The organism is Mycolicibacterium wolinskyi str. Jessa 2025, from assembly GCF_049241375.1.
In the GTDB taxonomy this organism is placed as follows: Bacteria; Actinomycetota; Actinomycetes; order Mycobacteriales; family Mycobacteriaceae; genus Mycobacterium; species Mycobacterium wolinskyi.
This window is the reverse complement of sequence record NZ_CP185960.1, coordinates 5312669-5338879: the sequence shown is the minus strand read 5'-3', so window position 1 is coordinate 5338879 and position 26211 is coordinate 5312669. Positions and strand designations below refer to the sequence as shown.

Annotated in this window: 31 protein-coding genes; 13 read left to right on the top strand and 18 right to left on the bottom strand. The window is 67.6% G+C overall.

Annotated features, from left to right (window positions below; translation table 11 throughout):
- Window positions 1–20 precede the first annotated feature (20 nt).
- Together catA and catC are read left to right on the top strand one after the other, a co-directional pair.
- A complete protein-coding gene (gene catA / locus ACOI2T_RS26390; protein WP_409506307.1) occupies window positions 21–872 on the top strand; it encodes a catechol 1,2-dioxygenase in 852 nt (283 codons plus the stop codon).
- A gap of 7 nt (window positions 873–879) precedes the next feature.
- The gene (catC, locus tag ACOI2T_RS26385) at window positions 880–1161 is read left to right on the top strand and encodes a muconolactone Delta-isomerase (protein WP_085147212.1); all 282 of its coding nucleotides are present in this window, start codon (window positions 880–882) and stop codon (window positions 1159–1161) included.
- Here the strand turns inward: catC and ybaK are convergent.
- Window positions 1158–1649 carry a Cys-tRNA(Pro) deacylase gene (gene ybaK, locus ACOI2T_RS26380; protein ID WP_085147214.1) on the bottom strand — a complete coding sequence of 164 codons (492 nt, stop codon included), beginning with the start codon at window positions 1647–1649 and terminating at the stop codon, window positions 1158–1160. The two genes, catC and ybaK, sit on opposite strands and share 4 nt — an antisense overlap.
- Before the next feature lie 216 nt (window positions 1650–1865).
- On the opposite strand from ybaK, the gene sigH reads away from it, so the two are divergent.
- Both sigH and rsrA read left to right on the top strand, forming a co-directional pair.
- Complete coding sequence (gene sigH, locus ACOI2T_RS26375; RefSeq protein ID WP_067854725.1) at window positions 1866–2513, top strand: sigma-70 family RNA polymerase sigma factor SigH; 648 nt, start codon at window positions 1866–1868, stop codon at window positions 2511–2513.
- Window positions 2510–2815, top strand: coding sequence for a mycothiol system anti-sigma-R factor (gene rsrA, locus ACOI2T_RS26370; RefSeq protein ID WP_085147218.1), 306 nt, complete (start codon window positions 2510–2512; stop codon window positions 2813–2815). The genes sigH and rsrA overlap by 4 nt, the downstream gene beginning before the upstream one ends.
- 12 nt (window positions 2816–2827) lie before the next feature.
- On the opposite strand, the gene ACOI2T_RS26365 is transcribed toward rsrA, so the two are convergent.
- Window positions 2828–2902: a 50S ribosomal protein bL37 gene (locus ACOI2T_RS26365; protein WP_011728008.1), complete on the bottom strand. Its 75-nt coding sequence runs from the start codon at window positions 2900–2902 to the stop codon at window positions 2828–2830.
- 128 nt (window positions 2903–3030) lie between these two features.
- Here ACOI2T_RS26365 and ACOI2T_RS26360 point away from each other — a divergent pair, with 128 nt between their 5' ends.
- Window positions 3031–3246, top strand: a complete 216-nt coding sequence (locus ACOI2T_RS26360) for a biotin/lipoyl-binding carrier protein (RefSeq protein WP_029373615.1) — start codon at window positions 3031–3033, stop codon at window positions 3244–3246.
- 48 nt (window positions 3247–3294) lie between these two features.
- A complete protein-coding gene (locus ACOI2T_RS26355) occupies window positions 3295–4794 on the top strand; it encodes a two-component system sensor histidine kinase PdtaS (protein ID WP_409506306.1) in 1500 nt (499 codons plus the stop codon).
- Between the two features lie 293 nt (window positions 4795–5087).
- Here ACOI2T_RS26355 and whiB1 read toward each other — a convergent pair whose 3' ends face one another.
- The 7 genes from whiB1 to pcaH form a co-directional block, all read right to left on the bottom strand.
- Window positions 5088–5342 carry a transcriptional regulator WhiB1 gene (whiB1, locus tag ACOI2T_RS26350; protein WP_003882795.1) on the bottom strand — a complete coding sequence of 85 codons (255 nt, stop codon included), beginning with the start codon at window positions 5340–5342 and terminating at the stop codon, window positions 5088–5090.
- A 258-nt stretch (window positions 5343–5600) separates the two neighbouring features.
- On the bottom strand, window positions 5601–6563 hold the full coding sequence (locus ACOI2T_RS26345) for a diacylglycerol/lipid kinase family protein (protein WP_409506305.1): 963 nt from the start codon (window positions 6561–6563) through the stop codon (window positions 5601–5603).
- 35 nt (window positions 6564–6598) lie between these two features.
- The gene (locus ACOI2T_RS26340) at window positions 6599–6985 is read right to left on the bottom strand and encodes a YchJ family protein (protein WP_409506304.1); all 387 of its coding nucleotides are present in this window, start codon (window positions 6983–6985) and stop codon (window positions 6599–6601) included.
- A 10-nt stretch (window positions 6986–6995) separates the two neighbouring features.
- Window positions 6996–7364: a 4-carboxymuconolactone decarboxylase gene (gene pcaC, locus ACOI2T_RS26335; RefSeq protein ID WP_067854506.1), complete on the bottom strand. Its 369-nt coding sequence runs from the start codon at window positions 7362–7364 to the stop codon at window positions 6996–6998.
- Complete coding sequence (locus tag ACOI2T_RS26330) at window positions 7361–8557, bottom strand: lyase family protein (RefSeq protein WP_409506303.1); 1197 nt, start codon at window positions 8555–8557, stop codon at window positions 7361–7363. Before ACOI2T_RS26330 ends, pcaC begins: the two co-directional genes overlap by 4 nt.
- Entirely contained in the window at window positions 8554–9108 is a 555-nt protein-coding gene (gene pcaG, locus ACOI2T_RS26325) for a protocatechuate 3,4-dioxygenase subunit alpha (protein WP_409506302.1), read from the bottom strand. The genes ACOI2T_RS26330 and pcaG overlap by 4 nt, the downstream gene beginning before the upstream one ends.
- A gap of 1 nt (window position 9109) precedes the next feature.
- On the bottom strand, window positions 9110–9889 hold the full coding sequence (gene pcaH / locus ACOI2T_RS26320) for a protocatechuate 3,4-dioxygenase subunit beta (RefSeq protein WP_409506301.1): 780 nt from the start codon (window positions 9887–9889) through the stop codon (window positions 9110–9112).
- A gap of 70 nt (window positions 9890–9959) precedes the next feature.
- Here pcaH and ACOI2T_RS26315 point away from each other — a divergent pair, with 70 nt between their 5' ends.
- Window positions 9960–10709: an IclR family transcriptional regulator gene (locus ACOI2T_RS26315; RefSeq protein ID WP_409506300.1), complete on the top strand. Its 750-nt coding sequence runs from the start codon at window positions 9960–9962 to the stop codon at window positions 10707–10709.
- Window positions 10710–10722: 13 nt separating this feature from the next.
- Here the strand turns inward: ACOI2T_RS26315 and ACOI2T_RS26310 are convergent, their stop codons facing one another.
- The 3 genes from ACOI2T_RS26310 to ACOI2T_RS26300 form a co-directional block, all read right to left on the bottom strand.
- A complete protein-coding gene (locus ACOI2T_RS26310) occupies window positions 10723–12063 on the bottom strand; it encodes an MFS transporter (RefSeq protein WP_067854491.1) in 1341 nt (446 codons plus the stop codon).
- Between the two features lie 38 nt (window positions 12064–12101).
- Window positions 12102–12986: a shikimate dehydrogenase gene (locus tag ACOI2T_RS26305; protein ID WP_409506299.1), complete on the bottom strand. Its 885-nt coding sequence runs from the start codon at window positions 12984–12986 to the stop codon at window positions 12102–12104.
- Between the two features lie 104 nt (window positions 12987–13090).
- Window positions 13091–13735 carry a TetR/AcrR family transcriptional regulator gene (locus ACOI2T_RS26300; protein ID WP_067854484.1) on the bottom strand — a complete coding sequence of 215 codons (645 nt, stop codon included), beginning with the start codon at window positions 13733–13735 and terminating at the stop codon, window positions 13091–13093.
- 107 nt (window positions 13736–13842) lie between these two features.
- Between ACOI2T_RS26300 and ACOI2T_RS26295 the strand changes: the two genes are divergently transcribed.
- From ACOI2T_RS26295 to ACOI2T_RS26285, 3 genes are read left to right on the top strand one after another with little or no spacing between them, the layout of a single operon-like run.
- Entirely contained in the window at window positions 13843–15639 is a 1797-nt protein-coding gene (locus ACOI2T_RS26295; protein ID WP_409506298.1) for a bifunctional sugar phosphate isomerase/epimerase/4-hydroxyphenylpyruvate dioxygenase family protein, read from the top strand.
- Entirely contained in the window at window positions 15636–16076 is a 441-nt protein-coding gene (gene aroQ, locus ACOI2T_RS26290; protein WP_409506297.1) for a type II 3-dehydroquinate dehydratase, read from the top strand. The genes ACOI2T_RS26295 and aroQ overlap by 4 nt, the downstream gene beginning before the upstream one ends.
- Window positions 16073–16450: a hypothetical protein gene (locus ACOI2T_RS26285; RefSeq protein ID WP_409506296.1), complete on the top strand. Its 378-nt coding sequence runs from the start codon at window positions 16073–16075 to the stop codon at window positions 16448–16450. The genes aroQ and ACOI2T_RS26285 overlap by 4 nt, the downstream gene beginning before the upstream one ends.
- Here the strand turns inward: ACOI2T_RS26285 and ACOI2T_RS26280 are convergent.
- Entirely contained in the window at window positions 16434–17285 is an 852-nt protein-coding gene (locus ACOI2T_RS26280; RefSeq protein WP_409506295.1) for a helix-turn-helix transcriptional regulator, read from the bottom strand. The two genes, ACOI2T_RS26285 and ACOI2T_RS26280, sit on opposite strands and share 17 nt — an antisense overlap.
- Window positions 17286–17369: 84 nt before the next feature.
- Here ACOI2T_RS26280 and ilvD point away from each other — a divergent pair, with 84 nt between their 5' ends.
- Window positions 17370–19358 carry a dihydroxy-acid dehydratase gene (ilvD, locus tag ACOI2T_RS26275; protein WP_409506294.1) on the top strand — a complete coding sequence of 663 codons (1989 nt, stop codon included), beginning with the start codon at window positions 17370–17372 and terminating at the stop codon, window positions 19356–19358.
- Here ilvD and ACOI2T_RS26270 read toward each other — a convergent pair.
- The 3 genes from ACOI2T_RS26270 to ACOI2T_RS26260 are packed head-to-tail and all read right to left on the bottom strand — an operon-like array spanning window position 19255 to window position 21436.
- Window positions 19255–19734, bottom strand: coding sequence for a GNAT family N-acetyltransferase (locus tag ACOI2T_RS26270; protein ID WP_409506293.1), 480 nt, complete (start codon window positions 19732–19734; stop codon window positions 19255–19257). The genes ilvD and ACOI2T_RS26270 overlap by 104 nt on opposite strands.
- Window positions 19731–20822 (bottom strand): isochorismate synthase, encoded by a 1092-nt coding sequence (locus tag ACOI2T_RS26265; protein ID WP_409506292.1) that lies wholly within the window; start codon window positions 20820–20822, stop codon window positions 19731–19733. Before ACOI2T_RS26265 ends, ACOI2T_RS26270 begins: the two co-directional genes overlap by 4 nt.
- The gene (locus ACOI2T_RS26260; protein WP_421874765.1) at window positions 20819–21436 is read right to left on the bottom strand and encodes an acid phosphatase; all 618 of its coding nucleotides are present in this window, start codon (window positions 21434–21436) and stop codon (window positions 20819–20821) included. The genes ACOI2T_RS26265 and ACOI2T_RS26260 overlap by 4 nt, the downstream gene beginning before the upstream one ends.
- Before the next feature lie 28 nt (window positions 21437–21464).
- Between ACOI2T_RS26260 and ACOI2T_RS26255 the strand changes: the two genes are divergently transcribed.
- Both ACOI2T_RS26255 and ACOI2T_RS26250 read left to right on the top strand, forming a co-directional pair.
- The gene (locus tag ACOI2T_RS26255) at window positions 21465–22292 is read left to right on the top strand and encodes a ParA family protein (protein WP_207626443.1); all 828 of its coding nucleotides are present in this window, start codon (window positions 21465–21467) and stop codon (window positions 22290–22292) included.
- 54 nt (window positions 22293–22346) lie between these two features.
- The gene (locus ACOI2T_RS26250) at window positions 22347–23432 is read left to right on the top strand and encodes a MerR family transcriptional regulator (protein WP_409506290.1); all 1086 of its coding nucleotides are present in this window, start codon (window positions 22347–22349) and stop codon (window positions 23430–23432) included.
- A gap of 11 nt (window positions 23433–23443) precedes the next feature.
- Here ACOI2T_RS26250 and ACOI2T_RS26245 read toward each other — a convergent pair whose 3' ends face one another.
- Both ACOI2T_RS26245 and ACOI2T_RS26240 read right to left on the bottom strand, forming a co-directional pair.
- The gene (locus ACOI2T_RS26245; protein WP_409506289.1) at window positions 23444–24661 is read right to left on the bottom strand and encodes an Rv3212 family protein; all 1218 of its coding nucleotides are present in this window, start codon (window positions 24659–24661) and stop codon (window positions 23444–23446) included.
- A gap of 17 nt (window positions 24662–24678) precedes the next feature.
- On the bottom strand, window positions 24679–26205 hold the full coding sequence (locus ACOI2T_RS26240; protein ID WP_409506288.1) for a DEAD/DEAH box helicase: 1527 nt from the start codon (window positions 26203–26205) through the stop codon (window positions 24679–24681).
- Between the last annotated feature and the right edge of the window lie 6 nt (window positions 26206–26211).

Sequence of the window (26211 nt, the reverse complement as noted above, 5' to 3'; positions counted from 1 at the left end):
GCAGAGAGAAAGGAATTCACATGACAACCGTTGAAAAGGCGTCAGCCGCCGCCTCGGGCGCGTCGGCCACCGAGCGCTTTCACACCGACAAGTCGCCGTTCGAGGCGGTCCGCGACGTTCCGGCCGAGCGCGTCGACATGCTTGCGCGTGAGGTCCTCGACGCGGTGCACCACACCATCCGCAAGCACAAAGTGACCTACGACGAGTACAACGCGCTCAAGGCCTGGCTCATCAATGTCGGCCAGGACGGCGAATGGCCGCTGTTCCTCGACGTCTGGGTCGAGCACGTCGTGGAGGACGTCGCGACGTCACACCGGCACGGCAACAAGGGCAGCATCGAGGGGCCGTACTACGTCCCGAACGCGCCCGAACTCGGCGCGGACGCAACGCTGCCCATGCGCGACGGCGAGGCGGGCACCCCGCTGGTGTGGGAAGGCACGATCACGTCGACCGACGGGCGCCCGCTGGCCGGCAAGGTCGAGCTCTGGCACGCCGATTCCGACGGGTTCTACTCGCAGTTCGCGCCCGGTATCCCGGAATGGAACCTGCGCGGCAGCATCTCGACCGGGGCCGACGGCAAGTTCCGGATCACCACGATCCGGCCCGCGCCGTACCAGATTCCCACCGACGGCTCGTGCGGCAAGCTCATCGCGGCCGCCGGCTGGCATGCGTGGCGCCCGGCGCACCTGCACGTGAAGGTCTCGGCGCCCGGGCATGAACTGCTCACCGCGCAGCTGTACTTCCCGGGTGATCCGCACAACGGCGACGACATCGCCACCGCGGTCAAACCCGAGTTGATGCTCGCGCCCGTGCCGCGGCCCGGTGGGGGCGAGACCGTCGAGTACGGCTTCGTCCTCGACCCGGAAAGCTGAGCCGCCCGTGCTGTTTCATGTGCGGATGGACGTCCATCTTCCCCACGACATGGACCCTGACGCACGCACGCACCTCGTCGCGCGGGAGAAGGCTTACTCGCAGCAGCTGCAGCGGTCCGGGAAATGGCCGCACATCTGGCGGATCGTGGGGGAGTACTCGAACTTCTCGATCTTCGACGTCGAGAGCAACGACGAACTGCACAACCTCATCTCGGGCCTACCGCTGTTCCCGTACATGGACATCCACGTGACACCGCTGGCGCGGCACCCCTCCGACGTCAAAGACTAAGCGGGAACGCTGATTTCCGCGGTGACCGCGCTGGTGGCCCGGATCAGGTCGGCCGGTGCGAGCGCGACGTCCCAGCCGCGCTTCCCGGCGCTGCACAGCACCTTGTCGAAGTGCAGCGCGGATGCGTCGACGACGGTGGGCAGCGGTTTGCGCTGGCCCAGCGGCGAGATGCCGCCGACCACGTAGCCCGTGGACCGCTGAGCGGCGGCCGGATCGGCCATCTCGGCCTTGGGAACCCCCAGCGCGGCGGCCGCGGCCTTCAGCGACAGCTTGGTGGGCACCGGCAGCACCGCCACCGCGAGACCTTTGGGCAGGGCGATCACCAGAGTCTTGAAGACCTGCTCGGCCACGATGCCGTCCGCGGCGAGCTGGGCCACCGCCTCGGCGCCGAAGGAATCGTTGCGGGGATCGTGGTGGTAGGCCACCACCTCGTGGTCGATGCCTGCGGCCAGCAGAGCCGCGATCGCCGGGGTTGCTGCGCGTGCCACGCGGTCAGCGTAACCGGGAACACCCGGGCCCCTGCGTGCTGTTATTGCTGTCAGCACCGGCGCCGGATGGCAGTCGGCGCTACTTGTCGGTAGCAGGCTCTAGGATCTTAAGGAGGGATTTTGGTGCCAACCGTGTGCCTGGAACGTCCGGCGGATACCGCGTGGTATTCCGGCTCGTCTGGTGGCGCCGCAACAGAAGGGAAGGTGTTTCCCACGATGACTGACGTCGACCGGGTAGAACCCGAGACGCCGGAAGCGACGCACGAGACGGATGCCGAGCTCACCGCGCGGTTTGAACGCGATGCGATCCCGCTGCTGGATCAGCTCTACGGCGGTGCGCTGCGCATGACGCGCAACCCGGCCGATGCCGAGGATCTGCTGCAGGAAACCATGGTCAAGGCCTATGCCGGTTTCCGGTCGTTCCGCGAAGGCACCAACCTGAAGGCGTGGCTGTACCGGATCCTGACGAACACCTACATCAACAGCTACCGCAAGAAGCAACGGCAGCCTTCGGAGTATCCGACCGACGAGATCACCGACTGGCAGCTGGCGTCGAACGCCGAGCACTCGTCGACCGGTCTGCGCTCGGCCGAGGTGGAGGCGCTGGAGGCGCTGCCCGACACCGAGATCAAGGCGGCGCTGCAGGCCCTGCCCGAAGAATTCCGGATGGCGGTGTACTACGCCGACGTCGAGGGGTTCCCCTACAAGGAGATCGCCGAGATCATGGATACGCCGATCGGGACAGTGATGTCTCGTCTGCACCGCGGCCGCAAGCAGTTGCGTGACCTGCTGTCCGATGTGGCCAGGGACCGCGGCTTCATTCGCGGTCCACAGCTTGGTGAGCCCGAGGAGGTGTCGTCATGAGCGAGGGTCGTGAGTCGGACGAGCGATGGTCTCCGCCCATCGGGCCCGTTGATCCCGAGCATCCGGACTGCGCTGCGGTGATCGCAGAGGTATGGACGCTGCTGGACGGCGAGTGCACGCCCGAAAGTCGTGACAAGCTCAAGCACCACCTCGAAGAATGCCCGGCCTGCCTGCGGCATTACGGGGTCGAGGAACGGGTGAAGCGGCTGATCGCGGCCAAATGCAGCGGTGAAAAAGCCCCGGATAGCTTGCGTGAGCGGCTGCGCATCGAGATCAGCCGCACCACGATTATCCGGGGCTAACGGGCGAACAGGTCAGGCGTTGGGACGCTTGCCGTGGTTCGCCTTCGAATGCTTACGGTCCCGCTTCTTGCGGCCGCGCTTGGCCATGATGTTCCTCCAGACGTTTAGAGCTTGCTCCCAAGTGTCTCATGGCCCGGCGACACCTCCCTCCACACGGGGTTGTGGTTCGATATAGGGCGGCAGGCAGACAGCAAGCCGGAGTGAGTGGGGTGAAGATGGCCGAGGACGTTCGCGCTGAAATCGTGGCCAGTGTGCTCGAGGTCGTGGTTCATGAGGGCGATCAGATCGGCGAAGGGGACACCCTGGTGCTGCTCGAGTCCATGAAGATGGAGATCCCGGTGCTCGCCGAGGTGGCCGGCACGGTCACCAAGGTCAACGTCGCCGAGGGCGATGTCATCCAGGCCGGCGACCTCATCGCGGTGATCGACTAACTCTGCGGGGCCCAGCCATTTTGTTGCTCCTCACGTGCGCGGTGGCTGATGTCCACTCTCGGTGATCTGCTCGCCGAGCACACGGTCTTGCCCGGTAATGCCGTCGACCACCTTCATGCGGTGGTCGGGGAGTGGCAGCTGCTCGCCGACCTGTCCTTCGCCGACTATCTGATGTGGGTGCGCCGCGACGACGGTGCGCTGGTGTGCGTCGCGCAGGTGCGGCCCAACACCGCCCCGACGGTGTTGCTCGCCGATTCGGTGGGCACGCTGGCCGGCGCCGAGGACCTCCCGGTGGTCACCACAGCCTTCGAGACCGGTGCGATCGGCAGGGGAAGCGATGGCGCGCAACGAGATTCGTACGACGCGCCAGGCCTGAACGTGGAGGCGGTGCCCGTGCGCCACGGCGGCCGCGTGGTGGCCGTGTTGACCCACCAGACCGCGTTGGCCGCGCGCCGCATGGCCAGTCCGCTCGAGGGTGCCTACCTGGACTGCGCGACCGATCTGCTGCACATGCTGTCGGAGGGCACGTTCCCGAACGTCGGCGATCTGGCCATGTCACGGTCCAGCCCGCGCGTGGGCGACGGCTTCATCCGGCTCGACGAGGTCGGTGACGTGGTGTTCGCGAGCCCCAACGCGATATCGGCCTATCACCGCATGGGCCTGGCGTCCGAACTCGACGGGCACAATCTCGTCACGGTCACGCGCCCGCTGATCTCCGACCCGTTCGAGGCGCAGGAGCTGGCCAACCACGTGCGTGACTCGCTGGCCGGCGGTTCGAGCATGCGCATGGAGGTCGACGCGGGCGGTGCAGCGGTGCTGCTGCGCACCCTGCCGCTGGTCGTGCACGGCGCTGCCGTGGGTGCCGCGGTGCTCATCCGCGACGTCACCGAGGTCAAGCGGCGCGACCGGGCACTGCTCAGCAAGGACGCCACGATCCGCGAGATCCACCACCGGGTGAAGAACAATCTGCAGACCGTTGCGGCGCTGCTGCGGCTGCAGGCCCGCCGCACCAACAACGTCGAAGCCCGTGAGGCGTTGATCGAATCGGTGCGCCGGGTGTCGTCCATCGCGCTCGTGCATGATGCCCTGTCGATGTCGGTCGACGAGGAGGTCAACCTCGATCAGGTGGTGGACCGGATCCTGCCGATCATGAACGACGTCGCGTCGGTGGACACGCCGATCCGGATCAACCGCGAGGGCGATCTCGGGGTTCTCGACGCCGACCGCGCCACCGCGCTGATCATGGTGATCACCGAGCTCGTGCAGAACGCCATCGAGCACGCCTTCGACACCAGCCAGCCGCAGGGGTGTGTGACCATCCGGGCCGAACGTTCGGCGCGTTGGCTCGACGTCGTCGTGCACGACGACGGGCGTGGGTTGCCCGCCGGGTTCAGCCTGGAGAAATCCGACCGGTTGGGTCTGCAGATCGTGCGGACGCTCGTCTCGGCCGAACTCGACGGCTCACTGGGAATGCATGATGTCCCGACCGGGGGTACCGATGTGGTCCTGCGCGTGCCCATCGGCAGGCGCAGCCGCGGCGTTCAGTAGGCCCGCTTTGGCCCCTGTGGTGCGCGCTGCGTCCACCCCGTGCACCTGTTGGCCCCATTGTCACGTTGGAGTGGCGGTGGGTGCTGACAGCCACGCCAGCGTGACAGTGGGCGCCACAGGCAGTCAGCAGGCGGCTGGCAGGCCCGGTGCAGCCACGCCGATTAAATAGGCAGATTCGTCAATGCGAAATGTGACGGCGATTACTCAATTCGCTATTGAATTCGTCGGGAAAAAGGTTACGGCCCCGACTTTTTCGTCGGGGCCGTAGGTGCTTCGGGAAGCTGTGCGAAGGCTCAGACTCCCGTGCGAGCCTTGGTGCGGGCGTTGCGACGCTTGAGCGCACGACGCTCGTCCTCGCTCATCCCGCCCCACACGCCGGCGTCCTGACCGGAGTCCAAGGCCCAGGTGAGGCACTCGGTGGTCACCGGGCAGCGATTGCACACCAGCTTCGCGTCAGCGATCTGGGCCAGCGCCGGGCCGCTGTTCCCCACGGGGAAGAACAGCTCCGGATCCTCGTCGCGACAGACCGCCTTGTGGCGCCAATCCATAAGATCAAACTCCTCGTCAGATTTGTCATGTGTGCGCAGCGAAGCGCACGAGTTTTTCTTCGGCTGTTAACGCGTGCACACGAAATGTTTCTGCACTGTTGCATCCGATGCTTTCACAGGCTGAACAGATGTCAATAGCAGTGAGTTAACACGTGGGCAATGTCACTACCTAGGGCTGTTACCAGAACCCTCATTCGTTTGTACTACACTGAACCCACCTGCGCCCTAAATTGCCGGGTGTGAGATTATTCTCCCAGCTCAGAGCGGTTTTGCCGGTGGTGCGACCACGCGCAGAGCGTCCGGAACCGCGGTGAAGGTCACACTTTCGCGCAAACCGGCGTAATCCCCGTCGATCTGGCACGAAACGGGCGTGTCGCTCGTCACTGTCACGGTCGAGACGTCGTCGTTGCGGATCAGGTGCTTGCCGGTGATCCGTGGATTCTTGGCGACCATCTGGCGTACGAGGCGCAGGTTCGCCCAGAGGTTCATGCTCGTCGTCGCGAACACGCCCAGCCCCGTCTCGAACGTCGTGCCCGGATTGGTCCACACCGGGCGGGTGTTGGCGTACGTCCACGGGCTGGAGTTGGACACGAACGCGAAATGCACGCCGGTGATCGGTTCGATGCCGGGCAGGTGCAGCGTCAGTTCCGGCTCCTTGCGGGCGCTCGCCAGGAACTGCCGAACCGCCACCCGGATGTAGCGGCCCGCGGTGACCTTGCGTCCCTTGGCGCGCTGCGCTTCCACGGCCGCCACGACGTCGCCGTCGACGCCCATGCCCGCGGTGAACACGCCCCACCGCTCGCCGCAGTCCATCAAGCCGATCCGCCGCCACGGCCGGCCCTTGCGGTAGTCGCTGAGCAGGTCGACGAGCTGGTTCGTCGCCTCGATCGGGTCCGGGCTGATGCCGAGGGCGCGGGCGAACACGTTGGCCGAGCCACCCGGCACCACCGCGACTGCGGGCGCCGATGCGGCATCCGGACGGGTGCCGCACGTGGGCAGCACGCCATTGACCACTTCGTTCACCGTCCCGTCACCGCCGTGCACGATCAGCACGTCGACGCCGTCGCGTGCGGCATCGCGGGCGATCTCGATCGCGTGACCGCGATGGTCGGTATGCGCGACGGTGAGCGTGACGCGGCTTTCGAGTGCGTGGGCGAGGAGGTCACGCCCGGCAGGGGTGGTCGAGGTCGCGTTCGGGTTGACGATCAGCACGGCGCGCACGGGGCACCACCCTATCCGGGCAATGTGAAGGACAGTCAGTCCAACAGATCGCCGTCGACGTACATCCACCTTCCGCCGGTACGGGCGAACCGGCTGCGTTCGTGCAGGATGTGCCGTTTTCCGCCGCTCGCGTACTGTGCGCGGAACTCGACGACGCCGTGAGCGTCGTCACCGCCACCGGCTTCGGCGTCGACGATCTGCAACCGCCGCCAGACGACGGTGTCGTCGAGCGTGAGCGTCTTCGGGCGCGTGGTGTGATGCCACGTCGCCATCAGGTAGTCGGCGTCACCGACCGCGAACGCGCTGAACCGTGAGCGCATCAGCGCGAGGGCGGTGGCGGCGTGCTCGCCACGATGCAGCGGACCGCAACAGGCGTCGTAATCGGCGCCCGATCCGCATGGGCAGGCTTCGGTACGCGGCACCCGCCGATTATCACGCCTCCTCGGCGAGCACCCTGCCCGCGATCCGAAACGCCGTGTTGGCGTCGGGCACTCCGCAGTAGATCGCACTCTGCAACAGGACTTCCTTGATCTCGTCGACGGTCAGCCCGTTGCGCAGGGCGGCGCGCACGTGCATGGCCAATTCGTCGTGGTGGCCACGCGCGATCATCGCGGTGAGGGTGATCATCGAGCGTGACCGCCGGTCCAGGCCGGGCCGCGTCCAGATCTCGCCCCACGCATACCGGGTGATGAGGTCTTGGAAGTCCGCCGTGAAATCCGTTGTGGCCGCGACGGCGCGATCGACGTGATCATCGCCGAGTACCTCGCGGCGCACGGTCATGCCGTCCTCATGGGTGGTCATCGTGCATCCTTCAGATAGTGGCGTGCGCGTTCCAGCGCGGTGTCGATCAAGAGGTCGGTGGCGCCCAGATAGCCCGGCGCGGGTTTTCGTCCGGTCAATTCCGCCATCTTCTGTTGTTCGGCGCGAATGTCTTGTGCGGCAGCGAGGTTGGCGGCAGCGCGGTCGGTGCCCACTCGGAGCCCGGCCAGCAGGTCGGCGGCCTCCGACGCGGCCACCACGCTGCGCCGCGTCAGCGTGGCAAGCGTGGCCCATTCGGCGTGCCATCCGCCGTCGGAGCGTTCGTCGACACTCGCGGCCGATGCCGCGTGCAGCGTGGCGCCCAGTGGGGGTGCGGTCAGTGCCGCCCGGCGCAGCAGCACGGTGAGTACCGGATTGTTCTTGTGCGGCATGGTCGATGAGCCACCGCCGGACTCTTCGGACAGCTCGCCGGTACGGGTTGCGGCGGCGATGTCGTTGGCCAGGTGCCCCCAGGCGTCGCAGCAGCCGACCAAGGCATCACCGGCCCGCGTGATCACCGAACGCGTGGTGTGCCAGGGATGGGCCGCCGCGAGTCCGAGACCGTCCGCCCATCGCCGGGCCAACGCCAACGCGGCCTCGGGTGACCCGGCGAGCTCGGTGGTGGCGGCAAAGGTTCCGGCCGCGCCACCGCTCGCAACGGGCAAGGGCGGCAATGCTTTCAGGCCTTCGGCGGCATCGAGAACGGCGGTCAGCCAAACCGAGAACTTCCGGCCTGCGGTGCCCGGTAGCGCGGGCTGAGTCAGGGTGCGGGTCAGCATCGGGGTACCGCGGTGTTTCTCGGTCAGTTCCACCAAGGCGTGAAGCTGCCGACCGATGTCGTCGGTGATGGCCTTCATGGCGTCACGCAGGCACAGCACCAGGGCCGTGTCGAGTACGTCCTGGCTCGTCAGGCCGCGGTGCAGCCACTGAGATGCCTCGCGCTCGGCCCGGTTCCGCAGCAAGGCCACCAGCCCGGTGACCGGGTTGCCGTCGCGTTCGGCACCGGCGGTGATCTCGTCGAGGTCGCCGGGACGCATCAGGGCACGCAGATCGGCCGCGGCCGCACGTGGCGCGATGCCCGAGTCGACAAGTGTTGCCAGCCAGGCGTTCTCGGCGGCCACCAGGGCGTCCAGGAAGGCGGTGGTGCTCATCACGTCACCGGCCCGGTGGTGACCCGGCCAGAACAGATCGCTCATTGGCCCGAGAAGCGCAGGAAGACGGTTTCGTTCTCGCCCTGCAGCCGGATGTCGAATCGCAGCCCTTGCGTGTCGCGTTCGGCGATCAGGGTCTGGCGGCGGTCCTCGGGCAGACTCGTCAACAGCGGCTCATCGGCGCAATCGGGCCCGGGCACGTACGCGCGGGTGAACAAGCGGTTGAGCAGTCCGCGGCCGAACACGGTGACGGCGATGAACGGAGCACGGCCTGGATCGGTCGCGCCGGGCTCGACCGTCGTGAAGCTGTAGTGGCCTTCGTCGTCGGTGGACACCCGACCCCAGCCGGTGAACGTCCAGCCGTCCCGATGCAGCGAGCCGCCCGACCGGGCGACCTTCCCGTCGCCGTCGGCCTGCCAGATCTCCAGCATCACATCGGGTACCGGCTTGCCCTGACCGTCGGTGACCTGGCCGTGGAATCGGATGGATCCCGGAACGCCCGGCGGCACAAGCTCATTGCCCCGGTCGTACGGAAGTGCGTAGCCATAGAAGGGGCCGATGGTCTGGCCCGGGGTGGCGGTCAGGAGTGTGCCCATGTCAGTCCTCCTCGAAGTGCGTGCGGTGTGCGCCGGTCAGGACGATGTCCCAGCGGTATCCGGTGGCCCACTCATGGGTCGTGACGTCGTGGTCGTAGGCCGCGACCAACCGGTCACGGGCCTTCTGATCGGTGATCGACTGGTAGATCGGGTCCAGCGCGAACAAGGGGTCGCCCGGAAAGTACATCTGGGTGATCATTCGCTGCGTGAAATCGGTTCCGAACAAGGAGAAGTGGATGTGCGCCGGGCGCCAGGCGTTACGGTGGTTCTTCCACGGGTACGGGCCCGGCTTGATGGTGGTGAATCGGTAGGTGCCGTCGTCGTCGGTGAGGCACCGCCCGACGCCGGTGAAGTTGGGATCGATCGGCGCGTGGTGCTGGTCGCGTTTGTGGATGTAGCGCCCGGCCGAATTCGCTTGCCAGATCTCGACGAGCTGGCGGCGCACCGGCCGTCCTTCGCCGTCGACGATGCGTCCGGTCACCACCATCCGCTCGCCGATCGGCTCACCGTCGTGCTGGATCGTCAGATCCGCTTCCAGTGGGTGCACGTCGCGCGCTCCGAATACCGGGGCCCATGTCTCGATGGTCTCCGGGTCGGCGTGGTGCAGGTCTTTGGTGGGGTGGCGCAACAGGCTGCTGCGGTAGGGCGCGTAGTCCAGGCGGGGCTGTGTCTCCTCGATACCGGTTTGCAGATACCCGGTTTCGATGGCGGCGATCTCGGCGTTGATCTCCGCCTGGCTCGTCGACGCACTGTCGGGATTGGTGTCGATGGGGGCTGTCATGGATGTGACGCTAATTACCCCGGGGGTTCCGGGGAAGACTAGACTTTCGCTCAGTGAAAGGAATGTGCGGATGGCCGGCAACACTTCGGTTCCTGGCGCCACCGTGGCGTCGCGGCTGCTGGCGATCATCGCCGCCTTCGATGAACGGCACCGTGCGCTCACCCTGACAGAGCTTGCGCAGCGCGCGAATCTCGCGCTTCCCACCGCTTCTCGACTGGCGGGGGAGCTCGTTGCGGGCGCGGCTCTGGACCGCCGTGCGGACGGGCGCTACGTCATCGGCAGACTCTTGTGGGAGGCCGGTCTGCGTGCCCCGGTCGAGGGCAGGCTCAAGCAAGCGGCGGAGCCTTTTCTGCACGACGTATATGCGGCCACGCTGGCGACGGTGCATCTGGCCGTACGTGACGGCGCCCAGGTGCTGTATCTGGAGCGCATGTCGGGCCGTGCATCGGTGCCGATCGTCAGCACGGTCGGCAGTCGGTTACCCCTGCATTGCACGGGTGTCGGCAAGGTTCTGCTCGCCCATGCCCCGAAAGATGTCGAGCGGCAGGCGCTGGCCAACCTCACGCGGGTGACGCCCTACACGATCACCACACCCAATGTGCTTGTGGCACAACTCGAACAGATCCGGCGCGACGGCGTGGCCACGACCGTCGAGGAGATGTCGCTTGGTGCGTGTTCGATGGCGGTCCCGGTTATCCGGGCCTCCGACGACACCGTGGCGGCCGCGATCGGGGTGGTGGTGCCCACCCTCAAACGCGACCGCCAGCGGTTGCTCGGCGCCCTGCAGGTCGCCGCGCGGGGGATCGGGCGCCTGCTCTGATCGACGCGGTGAATCAGTGGTGCACAAGCTCTTTCGCGGAGCCCGGTACCTTGTGCCCCAGCATGTCGGTGGGGATGTCCTTGGTTTCGCGTGCGGTCAGCGCCGCACCCGCGGCGATCAGGCAGACGACCGCGGTGAAGATACTGATCACCACCCAGCCGCCTTCGCGCACCCCGCCCATCGCGGTGACGATCGACGGTGCGAAACCGGCGACCAAAAAGCCCAATTGGGTGCCGATCGCCATGCCGGAGAAGCGGACCTGCGTCGAGAACATCTCGCCGTAGAAAGCCGGCCACACCGCGTTGGCGGCGGCGTAGCCGAACGAGAACGTGGCCACCGCGAGCGCGAACGTCAGCAGTTGGTTCCCGCCGCTCATCGAGAGCATGTAGAACGGCATCAGCGCGGCCGATGACAGTGCGCCGTAGATGAATACCGGCTTGCGGCCGATACGGTCGGCGAGGATGCCGAACATCGGTTGGGTGCCGAGCGCGACGACGTTGGCGACGACGACGAGCCACAGGGTGACGTCGGCGTCCAGGCCGACCTTCTTGCCGTAGGCGATCGCCAGGTTGCCGAAGACCGTTGAGACGGCCGCGATGAACGCGCACAGGATCACGCGCAGCACGTCACGCCAATGGTTGCGCAGCAGCGGCACCAACGGCACCCGGGCGATCGTGCCCGCCGCCTTGGCCTCGGTGAACTGCGGTGTCTCGTGCAGCTGGCGGCGGATGAAGTACGCCACGACCACCACGACGGCGCTCAGCCAGAACGGAACCCGCCAGCCCCAGCCGTATTTGGCCTCGTCGGGCAGCGACACGAACGGAATCAGGACGAGCGAGGCGAGGATCAGGCCGCCCTGGGTTCCGGTCAGCGTCCACGAGGTGAAGAACGCGCGCTGGTGATCGGGGGAGTGCTCGAGGGTCAGTGAGCTGGCGCCGGCCTGCTCACCGGCGGCCGACAAACCTTGCATGAGGCGGCAGACGACCAGCAGCGCGGGGGCGGCCCACCCGATCGTGTCGAAGCTCGGCAGGCAGCCGATGAGGAATGTCGACAGGCCCATCAGCACCAGCGTGAACATCAGCACGCGCTGGCGACCGATCCGGTCGCCGAAGTGGCCGAGGATGAACGCGCCCACCGGGCGGGCCACGTAGGCGAACCCGAACGTCGCGAACGACATCACGAGCGCCGCTTCGTCGTCGGAGGGGAAGAACACGTGCGGAAAGATCAGTGCGGCAGCCGATCCGAACAGGAAGAAGTCGTAGTACTCGACGGCGCTACCCATGAAGCTGGCCAGCGCGGCCCGCTTCGGGGTGCGTGCGCCCGGCCCGTCAGACCGGGATGCGGTGGTGGTCATCAACTGCTCCTTAGCGAATTGTGCTGGGCGGTGGGGCTTCACGCGGCGGTTTGAGCGACGAGATCGCGAAAGTGGGCCGACATTCTGTCGGCGTCGGGGGTGAGTCCGGTGATCAGGGCGAAGGCGTCGACGGCTTGGTATACGGCCATATGGCCGCCGTCGAGGGTCCGGCAGCCGGCTGCCCGGGCCGCCTGCAGCAGCGCCGTGTCGAGGGGGCGGTAGACGATGTCGGCCACCCACAGGCCGGGGTGCAGCAGGGCCGCGTCGAACGGCAGACCGGGGTGTTCGGCCATGCCCGTCGGCGTCGCGTGTACGACGCCGTCGCTGTCGGGCAACAGCGCCGAGAGTTTGTCGAGTGACGAGGCGTCGACGCGCGACAACGCGTGGCGGTCGGCGAGTTCGTGGGCCAGTGTGGCGGCCCGGTCGACGTCGAGGTCGACGACGGTCAGGTGGCCGACGCCGATGCGTAACAGCGCGTCGCCGACGGCAGAACCCGCGCCGCCTGCGCCGACCAGCACCGCGGAGGCCATGGGAACCCCCGGCAGGCCCCCGGCGAATCCGTGCGCGAATCCGGTGGTGTCGGTGTTGTATCCGATGGCGCGCCCGCGGTCGAAGACGACGGTGTTGACCGCGCCGAGCGTGCGCGCGGTTTCGTCGACGTCGTCGAGATGGTCCAGGACGAGCTGCTTGCACGGGTGGGTGATGTTCAGTGCGTCGTAGCCAAGGGTCCGGGCCCACGCCAGCACCTCGCCGATCTGGTGGGGCGCGATCCCGCACGCGTGGAGGTCGACGGTCCGGTAGACGTAGTCCAAGCCCTGGGCGCGGCCTTCGGCCATGTGCAGGGCGGGCGTCAGAGAGGGACCCACACCGGTGCCCACGAGGCCTACGAGGTAGGGCCGCCCTGCATCCGACTTGGGGGTCATCAGGTGCCTTCCTTAATGTACGAACTAGTACGTTCGCAAAGTAGAGCACTGTGTTGCGCGTCGCGTCAAGAGGCGGATGTGAGGTGGCTCTCGCCGAGGCGCCGTTACGGCCGGCTGGTGAGCCAGCCGACCACCATGTCGCCGAGCATGCGACGCAGGTGAGCGCGCTGCGACGTCTCGGTGAGGTCGACGTCGAAGAGGTAACCGAAGGTGTAGCGGTTGGCGACCTGGAACACGCAGTACGAGCTGATCACCAGGTGCACGTCGAGCGCGTCGACGTCGTCGCGGAACACGCCCGCTTCACGCCCGTCGCGCAGGATCTCGTCGAGCAGTGACGTCGCGGGCCGGGAGAGGTCCGGGAGTTCGCGCAACTGCCGGATGAACTCGCCGCGATGGATGTTCTCGATGGACACCAGCCGGATGAACGCGTCGTGGGCGATGTGGTGGTCGAACGTCACCTCGGCGAGCCTGCGGATCGCGATCACGGGATTGGCGTGATCGACGCGCAACCGCTGCTCAGCAGCGCGGATGCCGCGGTAGGCGTTTTCCAGGACGGCGAGATACAGCTGCTCCTTGCCGCCGAAGTAGTAGTAGATCATCCGCTTCGTCGTGCGGGTGCGCTCGGCGATCTCGTCGACGCGCGCCCCTGAGTATCCCGATTCGGCGAACACCTCGGTGGCCACCTCCAGCAGCTCCGCCCGCGTGCGTTCGGCATCGCGTTGCAGTTCGGCTTTCGGCTTGGCGGCCATGTCGGCAGAGCTTACTGGGGCAGGCGTCCATGCCTGCGCAACTCTTCCGCCTCAATTAACTATTTGGTACATTGAGGTCGGTAGTGGCCCCCGTCACAGGAGGAATGATGAAGACGTCGATCGCCACGGTCTCGCTGTCCGGATCGCTCGTCGAAAAACTGCACGCCTGTGCCGACGCCGGATTCGACGGCGTGGAGATCTTCGAACCCGACCTGATCGCCAGCGAGCACTCGCCCGAGGAGATCCGGCATCTCGCACACCGCCTCGGGCTGTCGCTCGACCTCTATCAGCCGCTGCGCGATCTTGAGGGGGTCGACGAGGTGACCTTCGCCGACAACCTGCGCCGCGCCGGTGCCACGTTTGCGACGGCGCAGCGCCTCGGCATCGACACCGTGCTCGTCTGCAGCAACGTCGCGACCGCCAGCGTCGACTCCGATGAGGTCTCGGCCGGCCAACTGCGCCGCATCGGCGATCTGGCCGCCACCTACGGCATCCGCATCGCGTTCGAGGCGCTGGCCTGGGGCCGGTTCATCGACGACTACCGCCGGGCCTGGCGGATCGTGCAGCTCGCCGACCACCCGGCGGTGGGAATCTGCCTCGACAGCTTCCATGTGCTGTCCCGAGGGCACGATCCGGCGGCGATCGCCGACATCGACGGACGAAAGATCTTCTACCTGCAGCTCGCCGATGCCCCGGCACTCACCATGGACGTGTTGTCCTGGAGCCGCCACCACCGGCTGTTCCCCGGTGAAGGCGCCTTCGACTTGGCCGAGTTCGTCCAGTACACCCTCGACACCGGCTACACCGGCCCGCTGTCGCTTGAGGTCTTCAACGACACCTTCCGCCAAACCGACCCGGGCCACACCGCCGTGCACGCGTTGCGGTCGGTGCTGTGGTTGCGTGACCAGGTGTCGTCGACACTCACCGACGCCAAACCTCCCACCGGGTTCGACTTCGTCGAGATCAAAGCCGAAGACACCAGCGAGGTCGAAGTCCTGCTCGGCCAACTCGGTTTCACGCCGCGCGGCAGGCATCGCACCAAGCCGGTGTCGCTGTGGTCGGCCGGCGGAGCGCGCGTCGTGCTCAACGAGCAGCAGGCGCGCGACGAGGTGCCGCACGTCGCCGCCGTCGGCCTTCAGGTGCCCGACGCCGACGCGACCTCCAAACGGGCCGCCGAGCTGATGGCACCCGTGGCATACCGGCGCACGTTCGCCGCCGAGCAGCCGTTCGGTGGTGCGGTAGCCCCCGACGGCACCGGTTTCTTCTGGGTCACCGAGCCCGCCGGCGACGGAATCCCCGCTTGGGTCGCGGAATTCGAACGCGGCCTGCCGGAAGCGGGCCCGAGCTGCGTCCGCGCGATCGACCACGTGAACCTGACCCAGCCGTGGCAGACCGCCGAGGACGCGAGGCTGTTTCTGACGAGCGTGTTCGGCATGACTGCCGACGCGCCTGCCGACGTGCCGGGCCCGACCGGCTTGGTCCGCAGCCAGGTCATGCGCAATGCGGACTCGTCGGTGCGGTTGCCGCTCAACGTCGCCCCGCACATCCTCGACGGTGCCGGCCTGCCGCAGCACATCGCGTTCGCCTGTTCGGACGTCATCGCGCTGGCTCGTGCCGCCGCGACCGCCGGACTGGTGTTCCTGACGGTGCCGGACAACTACTACGACTACCTGTCGGGACGGTTCGGCCTGCCCGACGACACCGTTGCCGAGCTGCGCGAGCTCAACCTGCTCTACGACCGCAGCCCCGACGGGGGGCATTTCATCCACTTCTACACCCGCACGGTCGGCACGGTGTTCTTCGAGTTCGTCCAGCGATTCGGGGGATACGACGGCTACGGCACCGACAACGCGCCGGTACGCCTTGCCGCGCAGCGCGGTGGCGTCGGTACCGTACGCATGTGACCGATCGCCGCCTGCTGCTCGTCAACGGACCGAACCTCAACCTGCTCGGCACCAGGCAGCCCGAGATCTACGGCTCCACGACGCTCGCCGACATCGAACACTCGGCGACCGAGCTGGCCGCCGAACTCGGGTTCGACGTGCGCGCGGTGCAGAGCAACCACGAGGGCGAGCTGATCGACGCGATCCACGCCGCCCGCACCGACTGCGCGGGCATCATCATCAATCCCGGTGCCTACAGCCACACTTCGGTCGCGATCCCGGACGCCTTGACCGCCGTGGAGCGACCGGTTGTCGAAGTGCACCTGAGCAACATCCACCGTCGCGAAGCGTTCCGCCACCACTCGTATGTGTCGGCGGTGGCCGAAGTGGTGATCGCGGGCGCCGGGCCGGCCGGATACGAGTACGCGGTGCGATACCTCGCGGGGCGGGTGTCGTGATTCAGCCGCCCGCGGTCCGGTACGCCGGCTTCCTGACCGCCGCGGAAGGGGTGGCGGCGTTCGTGATGGCCGTCGTACTTGTGGTGCGCGCGGTCGGCGGCGCCGACCAGCACATCGTCAGCGGCTACGGAACCGCGATCTGGTTCGTGCTCATCGGCGGTGGTGTGCTCGCGGGCGGCTGGGCGCTGATCACCGGACGGCGGTGGGGCCGCGGCATCGCGGTCCTGACCAACCTGCTGTTGCTGCCCGTCGCCTGGTACGTCGTCACCTCGCATCACATCGTCTACGGCGTGCTGGCCGGCCTGTTGGCGGTGGTGACGCTGGGCCTGCTGTTCAGTCCGTCGGCGGTGGAGTGGCTCACGAGCCGCGACTGACGGCCCGGCCGTCGGCAAGCCGGCCGAGCTGTTCGGCGGCCCGAGCCGTCGCCGGTGTATACACCACGATGTTGAGGTCCGGGAGATCGGCAGGCGACAGCCGGTGGTATTCCAGATCCATCTCACCGGTCACCGCATGGCGGAACCGCCGGACGCGGGTCTGGAATCCCTCGATCGTGTGGTCGTCCCACGTCCCTTCGAACTCGGGGCTTGCTGCGCGTAAACGGTCGAGCAGCCGTGTGACGGGCCCTTCATGGAGCCTGGCGCCGTTCTGCATTCGATACTCCGAGACGAACCGCCGGCTTTCGACGCCCCAGTCCGGCATCAGTTCCTTGATCGAGGGGTCGGTGAACACGAGCCACAACAGGTTTCGCTCGTCGGCGGGTACCGACTGCACCCGCGGATAGAGCGCTGCGTAGGCGGGATTCCAGGCGACGATGCCCCAGTCCGGATCGATCGCGAACGCGGGGGAGGATCCGAAGGCGTTCAGAAGTCGCTGGATGTGCTCGGGTGGTTCGCCGGGAGCCGGGAGGTTGTGGTGTGTGCCGCCGGACGAAAATCCGGCCAGCGAAAGCAGATACGCCTGATCGGTCGGGGACAGGGTCAGGGCGCCGCCGATCGCCTCCAGCACCTGGCGGGACGGATTGATGTCGCGGCCCTGCTCCAGCCACGTGTACCAGGTGACGCTGATCGAGGACAGATAGGCCACTTCTTCACGGCGCAAACCGGTTTGGCGTCCGCGGATCGGGGGCAAGCCGTGTTGGGCGCGGTCGACGGATTCGCGGCGGATCCGCAGGAACCCGCCGAGTTCGCGGCGAGCAGCCTCGTTGGGCATCAACCGATTCTAGAACCTGGTACTGCCAGTACTAGTGCCAAGAGCGTCTTCGCCGATTACGTTCCGACGGCCACCATGGCAGTCATGCCGGAACTGAGATCGAGAACCATCACCCATGGCCGCAACATGGCAGGCGCCCGGGCGCTGCTGCGTGCCGCCGGCGTATCCGCGAGCGACTTCGGCAAGCCCATCGTTGCGATCGCCAACAGCTTCACCGAGTTCGTCCCGGGCCACACGCATCTGGCGCCGGTCGGGCGGGTGGTCAGCGAAGCCGTATCCGCCGCAGGGGGTATCCCGCGCGAGTTCAACACGATTGCCGTCGACGACGGCATCGCCATGGGGCACGGCGGCATGCTGTACTCCCTGCCGTCGCGCGACCTCATCGCCGATTCGATCGAATACATGGTGAACGCGCACTGCGCCGATGCCCTGGTGTGTATCTCGAACTGCGACAAGATCACTCCGGGCATGCTGATGGCTGCCCTGCGGCTCAACGTGCCCACCGTTTTCGTGTCGGGCGGGCCGATGGAGGGTGGCACCGCGACCCTGGTCGACGGCACCGTGCGGACCCGGCTCAACCTGGTCTCGGCCATGGCGGATGCGGTGGCCGCCGACGTCTCCGACGCCGACATCGGCCGCATCGAAGAGGCCGCGTGCCCGACGTGCGGGTCGTGCTCGGGCATGTTCACCGCCAACTCGATGAACTGCCTGACCGAGGCAATCGGTCTGGCACTGCCCGGCAATGGCAGCACCTTGGCCACTCACACGGCACGTGGTCGTCTGTACGAGCAGGCGGGTGCTGTGGTCGTGGAACTTGCGCGGCGCTATTACGACGAGGACGACGCGCGGGTGTTGCCGCGCAGCATCGCCTCGCGCGCGGCGTTCTCCAATGCGATGGCAGTAGACATCGCGATGGGCGGGTCGACCAATACGATCCTGCACCTGCTGGCCGCCGCACACGAGGCCGAGGTCGATTTCACGTTGGCCGACATCGAGGCGATGTCGAAGCGGATTCCGTGCATCTGCAAGGTCGCTCCGAACGGCGACTACCTGATGGAAGACGTGCACCGGGCGGGTGGGATACCGGCGGTGATGGGCGAGTTGTTGCGCGCCGGGCTGCTCGACACCGGTGTGCGGTCGATTCACGCCGATTCGCTGGTCGACTGGCTGAGCGCATGGGATGTGCGCGGCCCGGCGGTCTCGGCGCAGGCCGTCGACCTCTTCTACGCCGCGCCCGGCGGACAACGTTCGAGTTCGGCATTCTCACAGTCGTGCCGGTGGGAAAGCCTCGATCTCGACGCGGTGTCGGGATGCATCCGCGACATCGCCCACGCCTACTCCGCGGACGGCGGGCTGGCGATCCTGCGTGGCAACCTCGCCGAGGACGGCTGCGTGGTGAAAACCGCGGGCGTCGACGCCTCGATCCTGCGGTTCAGCGGCCCGGCCGTTGTCGTCGAGTCCCAGGAGGAAGCCCAGGAAGTCATCCTGTCCGGTCGGGTGCAGGCGGGCGATGTGCTCGTCGTTCGCTACGAAGGACCTCGCGGTGGACCGGGTATGCAGGAAATGCTTTATCCCACTTCGTATTTGAAAGGAGTCGGGCTCGGCAAGGCGTGCGCCTTGATCACCGACGGCCGCTTCTCGGGCGGATCGTCGGGCCTGTCCATCGGGCACGTGTCACCCGAAGCGGCGGCCGGCGGCACGATCGCGCTCATCGAGAACGGCGACGTCATCGACATCGACATCCCGGCTCGCAGCATCGAACTTCGGGTCGCGACAACGGAACTCGACGAGCGTCGACGCCGCCTGCAGGACAGCGGCGGGTTCTGGCCCAAAGATCGGGATCGGCGTGTCTCACCCGCGCTGCGGGCCTATGCCGCGATGGCGCTGTCGGCCGACAAGGGTGCCGTGCGCGACGTGTCGATGCTCGAGGCCGCGAGCCGGGCCCTCCCGCCGGCCGTTGCCGTCAGTCCTAACCTTCGGCGAGCGCGGTCAGCTCGGCGCCCGAGACGCGGTAGGTGGTCCACTCGGTCTGGGGTTTGCCGCCGACCGCGTCGTAGAGCGCGATGGCATTGACGTTCCAGTTGAGCACGGCCCATTGCAGCCGCGAGTACCCGTTCGTCACGCACTCTCGGGCCAACGTCGACAACAATTTCCGGGCCAGACCGCGCCGCCGGAACGCCGGCCGCACGTACAGATCCTCGAGATAAATGCCCGCCACGCCATCCCACGTCGAGAAATTGAGGAACCACACCGCGGTCGCGGCAACCTGCCCGTCGACCTCGACCATGTGCGCGTAGGCAACCGGCTGGTCACCGAAAAGTGCGTTGTGCATGTGCTTTTCGGTGACGGTGCACTCGTCGCTGGCGCGTTCGAACTCGGCGAGTTCGTGGATCATCGCGGTGATCTCGACCTCGTCGCCGGGCCGTGCCCGGCGGATCAGCTCGGTCATGCTGCTGCCCCCAGTCCAGTCAGGATGGTCCGGAACTTCGTCGTGGTCTCGGCGACTTCGTCGTCCGGATCGGATTCGGCGACGATACCGCCGCCGGCGTGCGCCACTGCGGTGCGGCGATCGGCCGACAACACCGCGCAGCGGATCGACACCACCCAGCGGCCGTCGCCACGACTGTCGCACCAGCCGACGGCCCCCGCGTAAAAGCCCCGATCGCCCTCGATCTCGCCGATCAGTGCGGCGGCCGAATCGGCAGGCACCCCGCCGACCGCGGGTGTGGGATGCAGCGCCATCGCGAGATCGATTGCGGTCGTGTCCTTTTCCCGCAGGCGCCCGCGGATGGGCGTGCTGAGATGCCACAGCGCGTCGGTGCCGTGCAGGTCGGGTTCGGCGGCGATCTGCAGGTCGACACACAACGGGTCGAGGGCCTTGCGCATGACGTCGACCACGAGCTGGTGTTCGTGACGGTTCTTCGCCGAGGCGGCGAGCGCGACGGCGTTGGCCCGGTCGGTCTCCGGATCGGCCGCGCGCGGCGCCGAACCCGCGAACGGTTGGCAGATCACCAGTTCGCCCTCCCGGGCGACGAGCAGCTCCGGGCTGGCGCCGACCAACGCGGTGCCGGAGTGCGGTCCGCCGGCCGGGGTCAGGTCCGTCAGATACACCGTGGCGGCCGGGTCGGCATCGGCGAGCCTGCGCAGTACGGCGCGCGGGTCCCAGGCTGACCGAGCCGTCAGCCGCAAAGCCCGCGCCAGCACCACCTTGTCCAGCGCGGTCTGGGGGTCACGCAGTCGTCGCACGGCTTCGGCCACGCGCTCGCGATGCACAGCACTCGGCGGCATCGTCTCGCGGCCGAGCAGCTCAGGAGCCGGGCCCGTGGCCCAGTGGGGTAGGGCGTCCTCGAAGCGGACGGCGTCCGGTTCGTGCAGCGCCGCGGCAGTCGACAAGTCGAAGGGCAACGCGCCCAACACAATTGACGATGCCCCCGACCGCAACGCGGACTGAGCCGCGGCGATCTCGGCGTATGGCGTCCGGATTCCGTCGGCGATCACCGTGCCGGACGGGCCGGCCAGGACGAAGGATGGGGTCATTGCGGAAGGCACGGGTTGGGATGGGCGGTCAGGCCGAGCGCGGTGATCTGGCGGACCCCGTGCTCGAACCCGCACACCGCGATCGACGCGGGCACCATCGAGACCCGGATACCGTCGGCGACCGGCAACTCCACCCAGCGGGTCAGCATCGCGCGGGAGAAATGACCATGTCCGACGAACACCACGTCGCGGTTCTCCATATGGCTCAGCGCGAGGGCCACGGCACGGTCGGCGCGATCACTCACGTCCGCGACGCTCTCCCCGCCGGGGCAGCCGTGTGTCCACACCAGCCAATCCGGCTCGGTCTCGCGAATCTGCGGGGTGGTCAGGCCTTCGTAATCGCCGTAGTCCCACTCCGCCAGCAGCGGGTCGATCTCATCGACCGTCAGCCCGGCGAGTTCGGCCGTGACCAGCGCGCGGTGGCGCGGGCTGCTGACCACCAAAGGATCCTGCAGCTGCAGCTGCAGCTCGGCGAGGGCTTCGGCGGCCAACTTGGCCTGGTAACGGCCGGTGTCGGTGAGGTCCAGGTCGGTGCGCCCGGTGTGTCTTCCGCTGGCGGACCACTCGGTCTCACCATGCCGAAGCAACATAAGGCGGTGCTGCGTGGCGCTCACACCGGCGATTCTGCCGCACGTCGGGTCGATGCCGCGCAGAGCGTGCTTGGATGAACATGTGACGCGAGTATTAGCGGTCGCCAATCAAAAGGGTGGGGTAGCCAAGACGACGACAGTGGCGTCGCTGGGTGCGGCGATTGCGGAGAAAGGCCGGCGCGTGCTGCTGGTCGACCTGGACCCGCAGGGCTGTCTGACGTTCTCGCTGGGGCAGGACCCGGACAAACTGCCGGTGTCGGTGCACGAGGTGCTGCTCGGCGAGGTCGAGCCGAGTGCGGCGCTCGTCGCGACCGACGAGGGCATGACACTTCTGCCTGCCAACATCGACCTGGCCGGGGCCGAGGCCATGCTGTTGATGCGGGCCGGGCGGGAGTACGCCCTCAAGCGGGCGCTGGCCAAACTCGAATCCGACTTCGACGTGGTGATCATCGACTGTCCGCCGTCGCTGGGGGTGCTGACCCTCAACGGATTGACGGCTGCGCACGATGTGATCGTGCCGTTGCAGTGCGAGACGCTGGCCCATCGGGGTGTCGGCCAGTTCCTGCGGACGATCTCCGACGTCCAGCAGATCACCAACGCCGACCTGAAACTGCTCGGCGCGCTGCCGACGCTCTACGATTCGCGCACCACCCACAGCCGTGACGTGCTGCTCGATGTGGCGGACCGGTACGAGCTGCCGGTGCTGGCCCCGCCGATCCCGCGCACCGTGCGGTTCGCCGAGGCAAGCGCATCTGGCTCGTCGGTACTGGCCGGACGCAAGACCAAGGGCGCGCTGGCCTATCGCGAACTCGCAGAGGCGCTGCTCAAGCACTGGAAGTCGGGCAAAAAGCTGCCGACCTTCACCCCCGAGGTGGGGTAGCGCGCTAGGCGCGTCCTTGACCTTGCCCTACGGGCAGCCGCAATCCTTGGCGGCATGAACGAGGAACTGCTGAGCATCGGGGAGTTCGCAGCCAAGTGTGGTCTGTCGGCGAAGATGCTGCGGTCATACGCGGCGATGGGGGTTCTGGTTCCCGCCGCCGTCGATGAGCTGACCGGCTATCGCTATTACAGCCGCCACCAGATGGCAGAGGCCCGTATTGTCGCGCTGTTGCGTCAGGCGCACGTGCCGGTGGCCGAGATCGAGGCGTACCTCCGGGAGCCGAATGAACCGCAAATCGCCGCTTGGCTGGCCGCATTGGATGCCGAATACGACATGCGCCGCATGGCGCTCGGTACGGTCGGCGCGGAGCTGGCCACACGACCCGCTCCGGTGGTGGCGCACCGCCGGGCGCAACCTGACGACGAGAGGACGTTTCTGATGGCATCGGTTGTCGCGGCAGCCACCGCCTCCGACCAGGGTCCGGTGCGGGAGAGCAACCAGGATGCCGTGCTGGCCGACGGCATCCTCTATGCGGTTGCCGACGGCTTCGGTGTCTGCGGTGAACACGCCAGCCGCATCGCGCTCGAAGTGCTCGCCGCCGGGTTCGCGGCCGCCCCGGACCGGGCCGGGCTGATCGAGGCCGTGCAGCAGGCCAATCAGCAGGTGTGGGATTTCGTCACCGGAGACGGCGCCGTATCCGGTGCCACGCTGACCGCGGTCGCGCTCTTCGGATCCGAGCACGGTGGCCCGCTGGCCGTCAACATCGGTGACTCGCCGCTGCACCTGATCCGTGACGGGGGGATGGACCAGCTCACCGACGACCACAGCGTGGCGGGCGAATTGGTGCGAGCCGGTGAGATCACCCGCGATGAGGCACGCTCGCACCCGCAGCGGCATCTGCTCACCCGGGCGCTCGGCATCGGCCCGCACGTTCAGCCTGATCTGCTCGACATCGACTGTCGCCCCGGCGACCGGTTGCTCATCAGCACCGACGGCCTGTTCGCGGCCGCCGCGGACGCGGCGATCGTCGACGCCGCGGCCACGGCCGGGCCCGAGGCGGCCGTACGTCGCCTCGTCGACGTGGCCAACGACGCGGGCGGCCATGACAACACCACCGTCGTCGTCATCGACATCGGTTGAGCCGCAAGCTTTTACGCAGCGCCGAGCGCCACGAGTTCGGTGCCGCGCTGCTCGAGCACGGTGGAGCCGGCCACCGCGGGCACGACCGGTGACACGCTGGGCTCCCTGGCCACCGCGATGTGCCGCTCACCCGTGCCGGTGGCCGGATCGAAGACGTCGTAGCCGTCGTCGACGGGGACCAGCAGGCGCCCGGCCATCAGCGTGGCCGGTCCGACCGGTACGTGCGGCCCCGACGGGGTGACGGTGAACTTGTAGCGCAAGCCACTGGCACTGAACACGAGCACCGAGTCGCCGGTCCACCAGGTGATCAGATCACCGGCCTTCGTGGTCGTCGACTGCGGTGCGGCCGGCTTCGCCAACAGCGTGCTGGCCACCGTCGCACCCGTCTCGTCGATGATGTTGACCGTCGGTCTCGGTGTCGGCACATACACCGCCGTCGTGGTCTCCGACACGGCGATCACCTGCGCGCCGGAATCGTCGGTGACACCCGGCAACTCGACGTAGCGCACCTCGGGGGTGTCCTCCTCGTCGGCCGGCCGCAGCAACGTCAGCCGCACGTCTTTCTGCTTCGGGCACGCTTCCAGCACCGACACCGCCGACGAACTCGCGGCTGCCGACAGCTTCCGGCACACCGGCGACGCCGGAACGTCCGGCTTGATCCGGGCGTCGAGCGCGCCGTAACTGAGCATCCGAACCATGTCGGAACGCCACAGCTCCAACCGGCTGTCGCCGGCCGACAACACCGTCACACCGTCGGAGGCCAACCTGACCTCGGGATCGGAGTAACCGGAGCGGGCCGGCCCACGACGACCGGTCTTGCCGTCGATCGTGCTGACCTGCCCACAACCGCGGACGTCCGGATAGACCGCCACCGCGTACTGGTACACCGACGTCACACCGCACAACTCGACGTCACGCGCATAGCTCCACAACACCGCGCCGCTGACCGGATCGCGTCCATCGACGGTCCGGCCGTCGCCGGTCACCACGGCGCCACCGGCGACGACCGGGGCGGTGGTCTTCGGGCTCGGCGTGGCCCACAGCTGTTGCAGGCCCGCGGGCACCTGGTCGGCCGGGGTCAGGTACGGCACCGGTGATGCCGCAGGTCGACTGATCGTCGCCCGCGCATCACTGGTCCACCAGATCAATCCGGCGGCGACGGCGACCACTACGACTATCGCCGCGGCCGCGACCATATCGCCGCGCGTGCGGCGTTCGGGTTTGACCATCGGGTGGTGAGTTTAGGTCAGCCCGTGGTTGCTACCTGAGTGGCTGCTTCGGTCTTGCGCGGACGGCGCCGACGCCGACGACGTCCGGCATGCGAGGCTTCACCGGCGGTGTCGTCGGATTCGGCGACCGGCGCGGCGTCACCCTCGTCGGGCGTGGCCGCACCCTCGACATGACCGGTGACGGGCTTGCCGCCGCGCGTGCGACGACGGGTGCGGTTCCTGGTCCTGGCCGGACGGTCCGCCGAGTCGGCCGACGACGAGATCCGCGTTTCCGAGCCGTCGGCGTCGTCGCTGCGGCGCTTGGCGCCGGACCGGCGGGCCGCACCGACATTGCCGGTGGCGTCGGTCGGGATGCCGAGCTCCTCGTAGATGTGCGGCGAGCTCGAATACGTCTCGGCCGGGTCGGGGCAGCCGAGGTCCAGCGCCTTGTCGATCATCTCCCAGCGGGGCAGCTCGTCCCAGTCGACCAGGGTGATCGCGACGCCGGTCTTGCCGGCGCGGCCGGTGCGCCCGATGCGGTGCACATAGGCCTGCTCGTCTTCGGGGCACTGGTAGTTGATGACGTGCGTGACGTCGTCGATGTCGATACCGCGTGCCGCCACGTCGGTCGCGACGAGCACGTCCACCGCGCCCGTACGGAACGACTTCAGGGCCTTCTCCCTGGCACCCTGGCCCAGGTCGCCGTGCACGGCGTCGACCTTGAAGCCGCGTTCGGCGAGTTCGTCGGACACCTTCTGCGCGGTGCGCTTGGTACGCGTGAAGATCATCGTGGCGCCGCGGCCCTCGGCCTGCAGAATCCGGCTGACGAGCTCGGCCTTGTCCAGGGCGTGGGCCCGGTAGGCGAACTGCTCGGTGGTGTCGTGCGTGGCCGCCGAATGGGGCGCCTCGGCGCGGATATGGGTCGGCTGGTTCATGAACGTGCGGGCCAGCGTGATGATCGGGTCGGGCATGGTCGCCGAGAAGAGCATCGACTGCCGGTCGTCGGGCGTGAGCCGCAGGATGCGCTCGATGTCGGGCAGGAAGCCGAGGTCGAGCATCTCGTCGGCCTCGTCGAGGACGAGCACCGAAAGCCCGCCGAGCTGGAGGTGACCCTGCTGGGCCAGGTCGAGCAGTCGTCCCGGGGTGCCGACGACGACGTCGACGCCTTTGCGGAGCGCTTCGATCTGGGGCTCATAGGGCCGTCCGCCGTAGATCGACGTCACGGTGAACTTGCGGTCCGGTCCGGACAGGTACTTCGACGCGGCGGCCAGATCGTCATAGACCTGCAGGCACAGCTCGCGGGTCGGTACCACGACCAGCGCCCGGGGCGTCCCCGTCAGCGGGCGGCTTTCGTCGGTCGAGACGCGGTGCAGCAGCGGAACGCCGAATGCGTAGGTCTTGCCCATACCGGTGCGGGCCTGGCCGATCAGATCGTCGCCGGCGAGCGCCAACGGCAGGGTGAGCTCTTGGATGGCAAAGGGGTGTTCGATGCCGTTGTCGGCGAGTGCGCGGACTATTTCGTCGCGAACTCCGAGTTTGGCAAACGATGGATTGAGTTGAGTCATATGCGG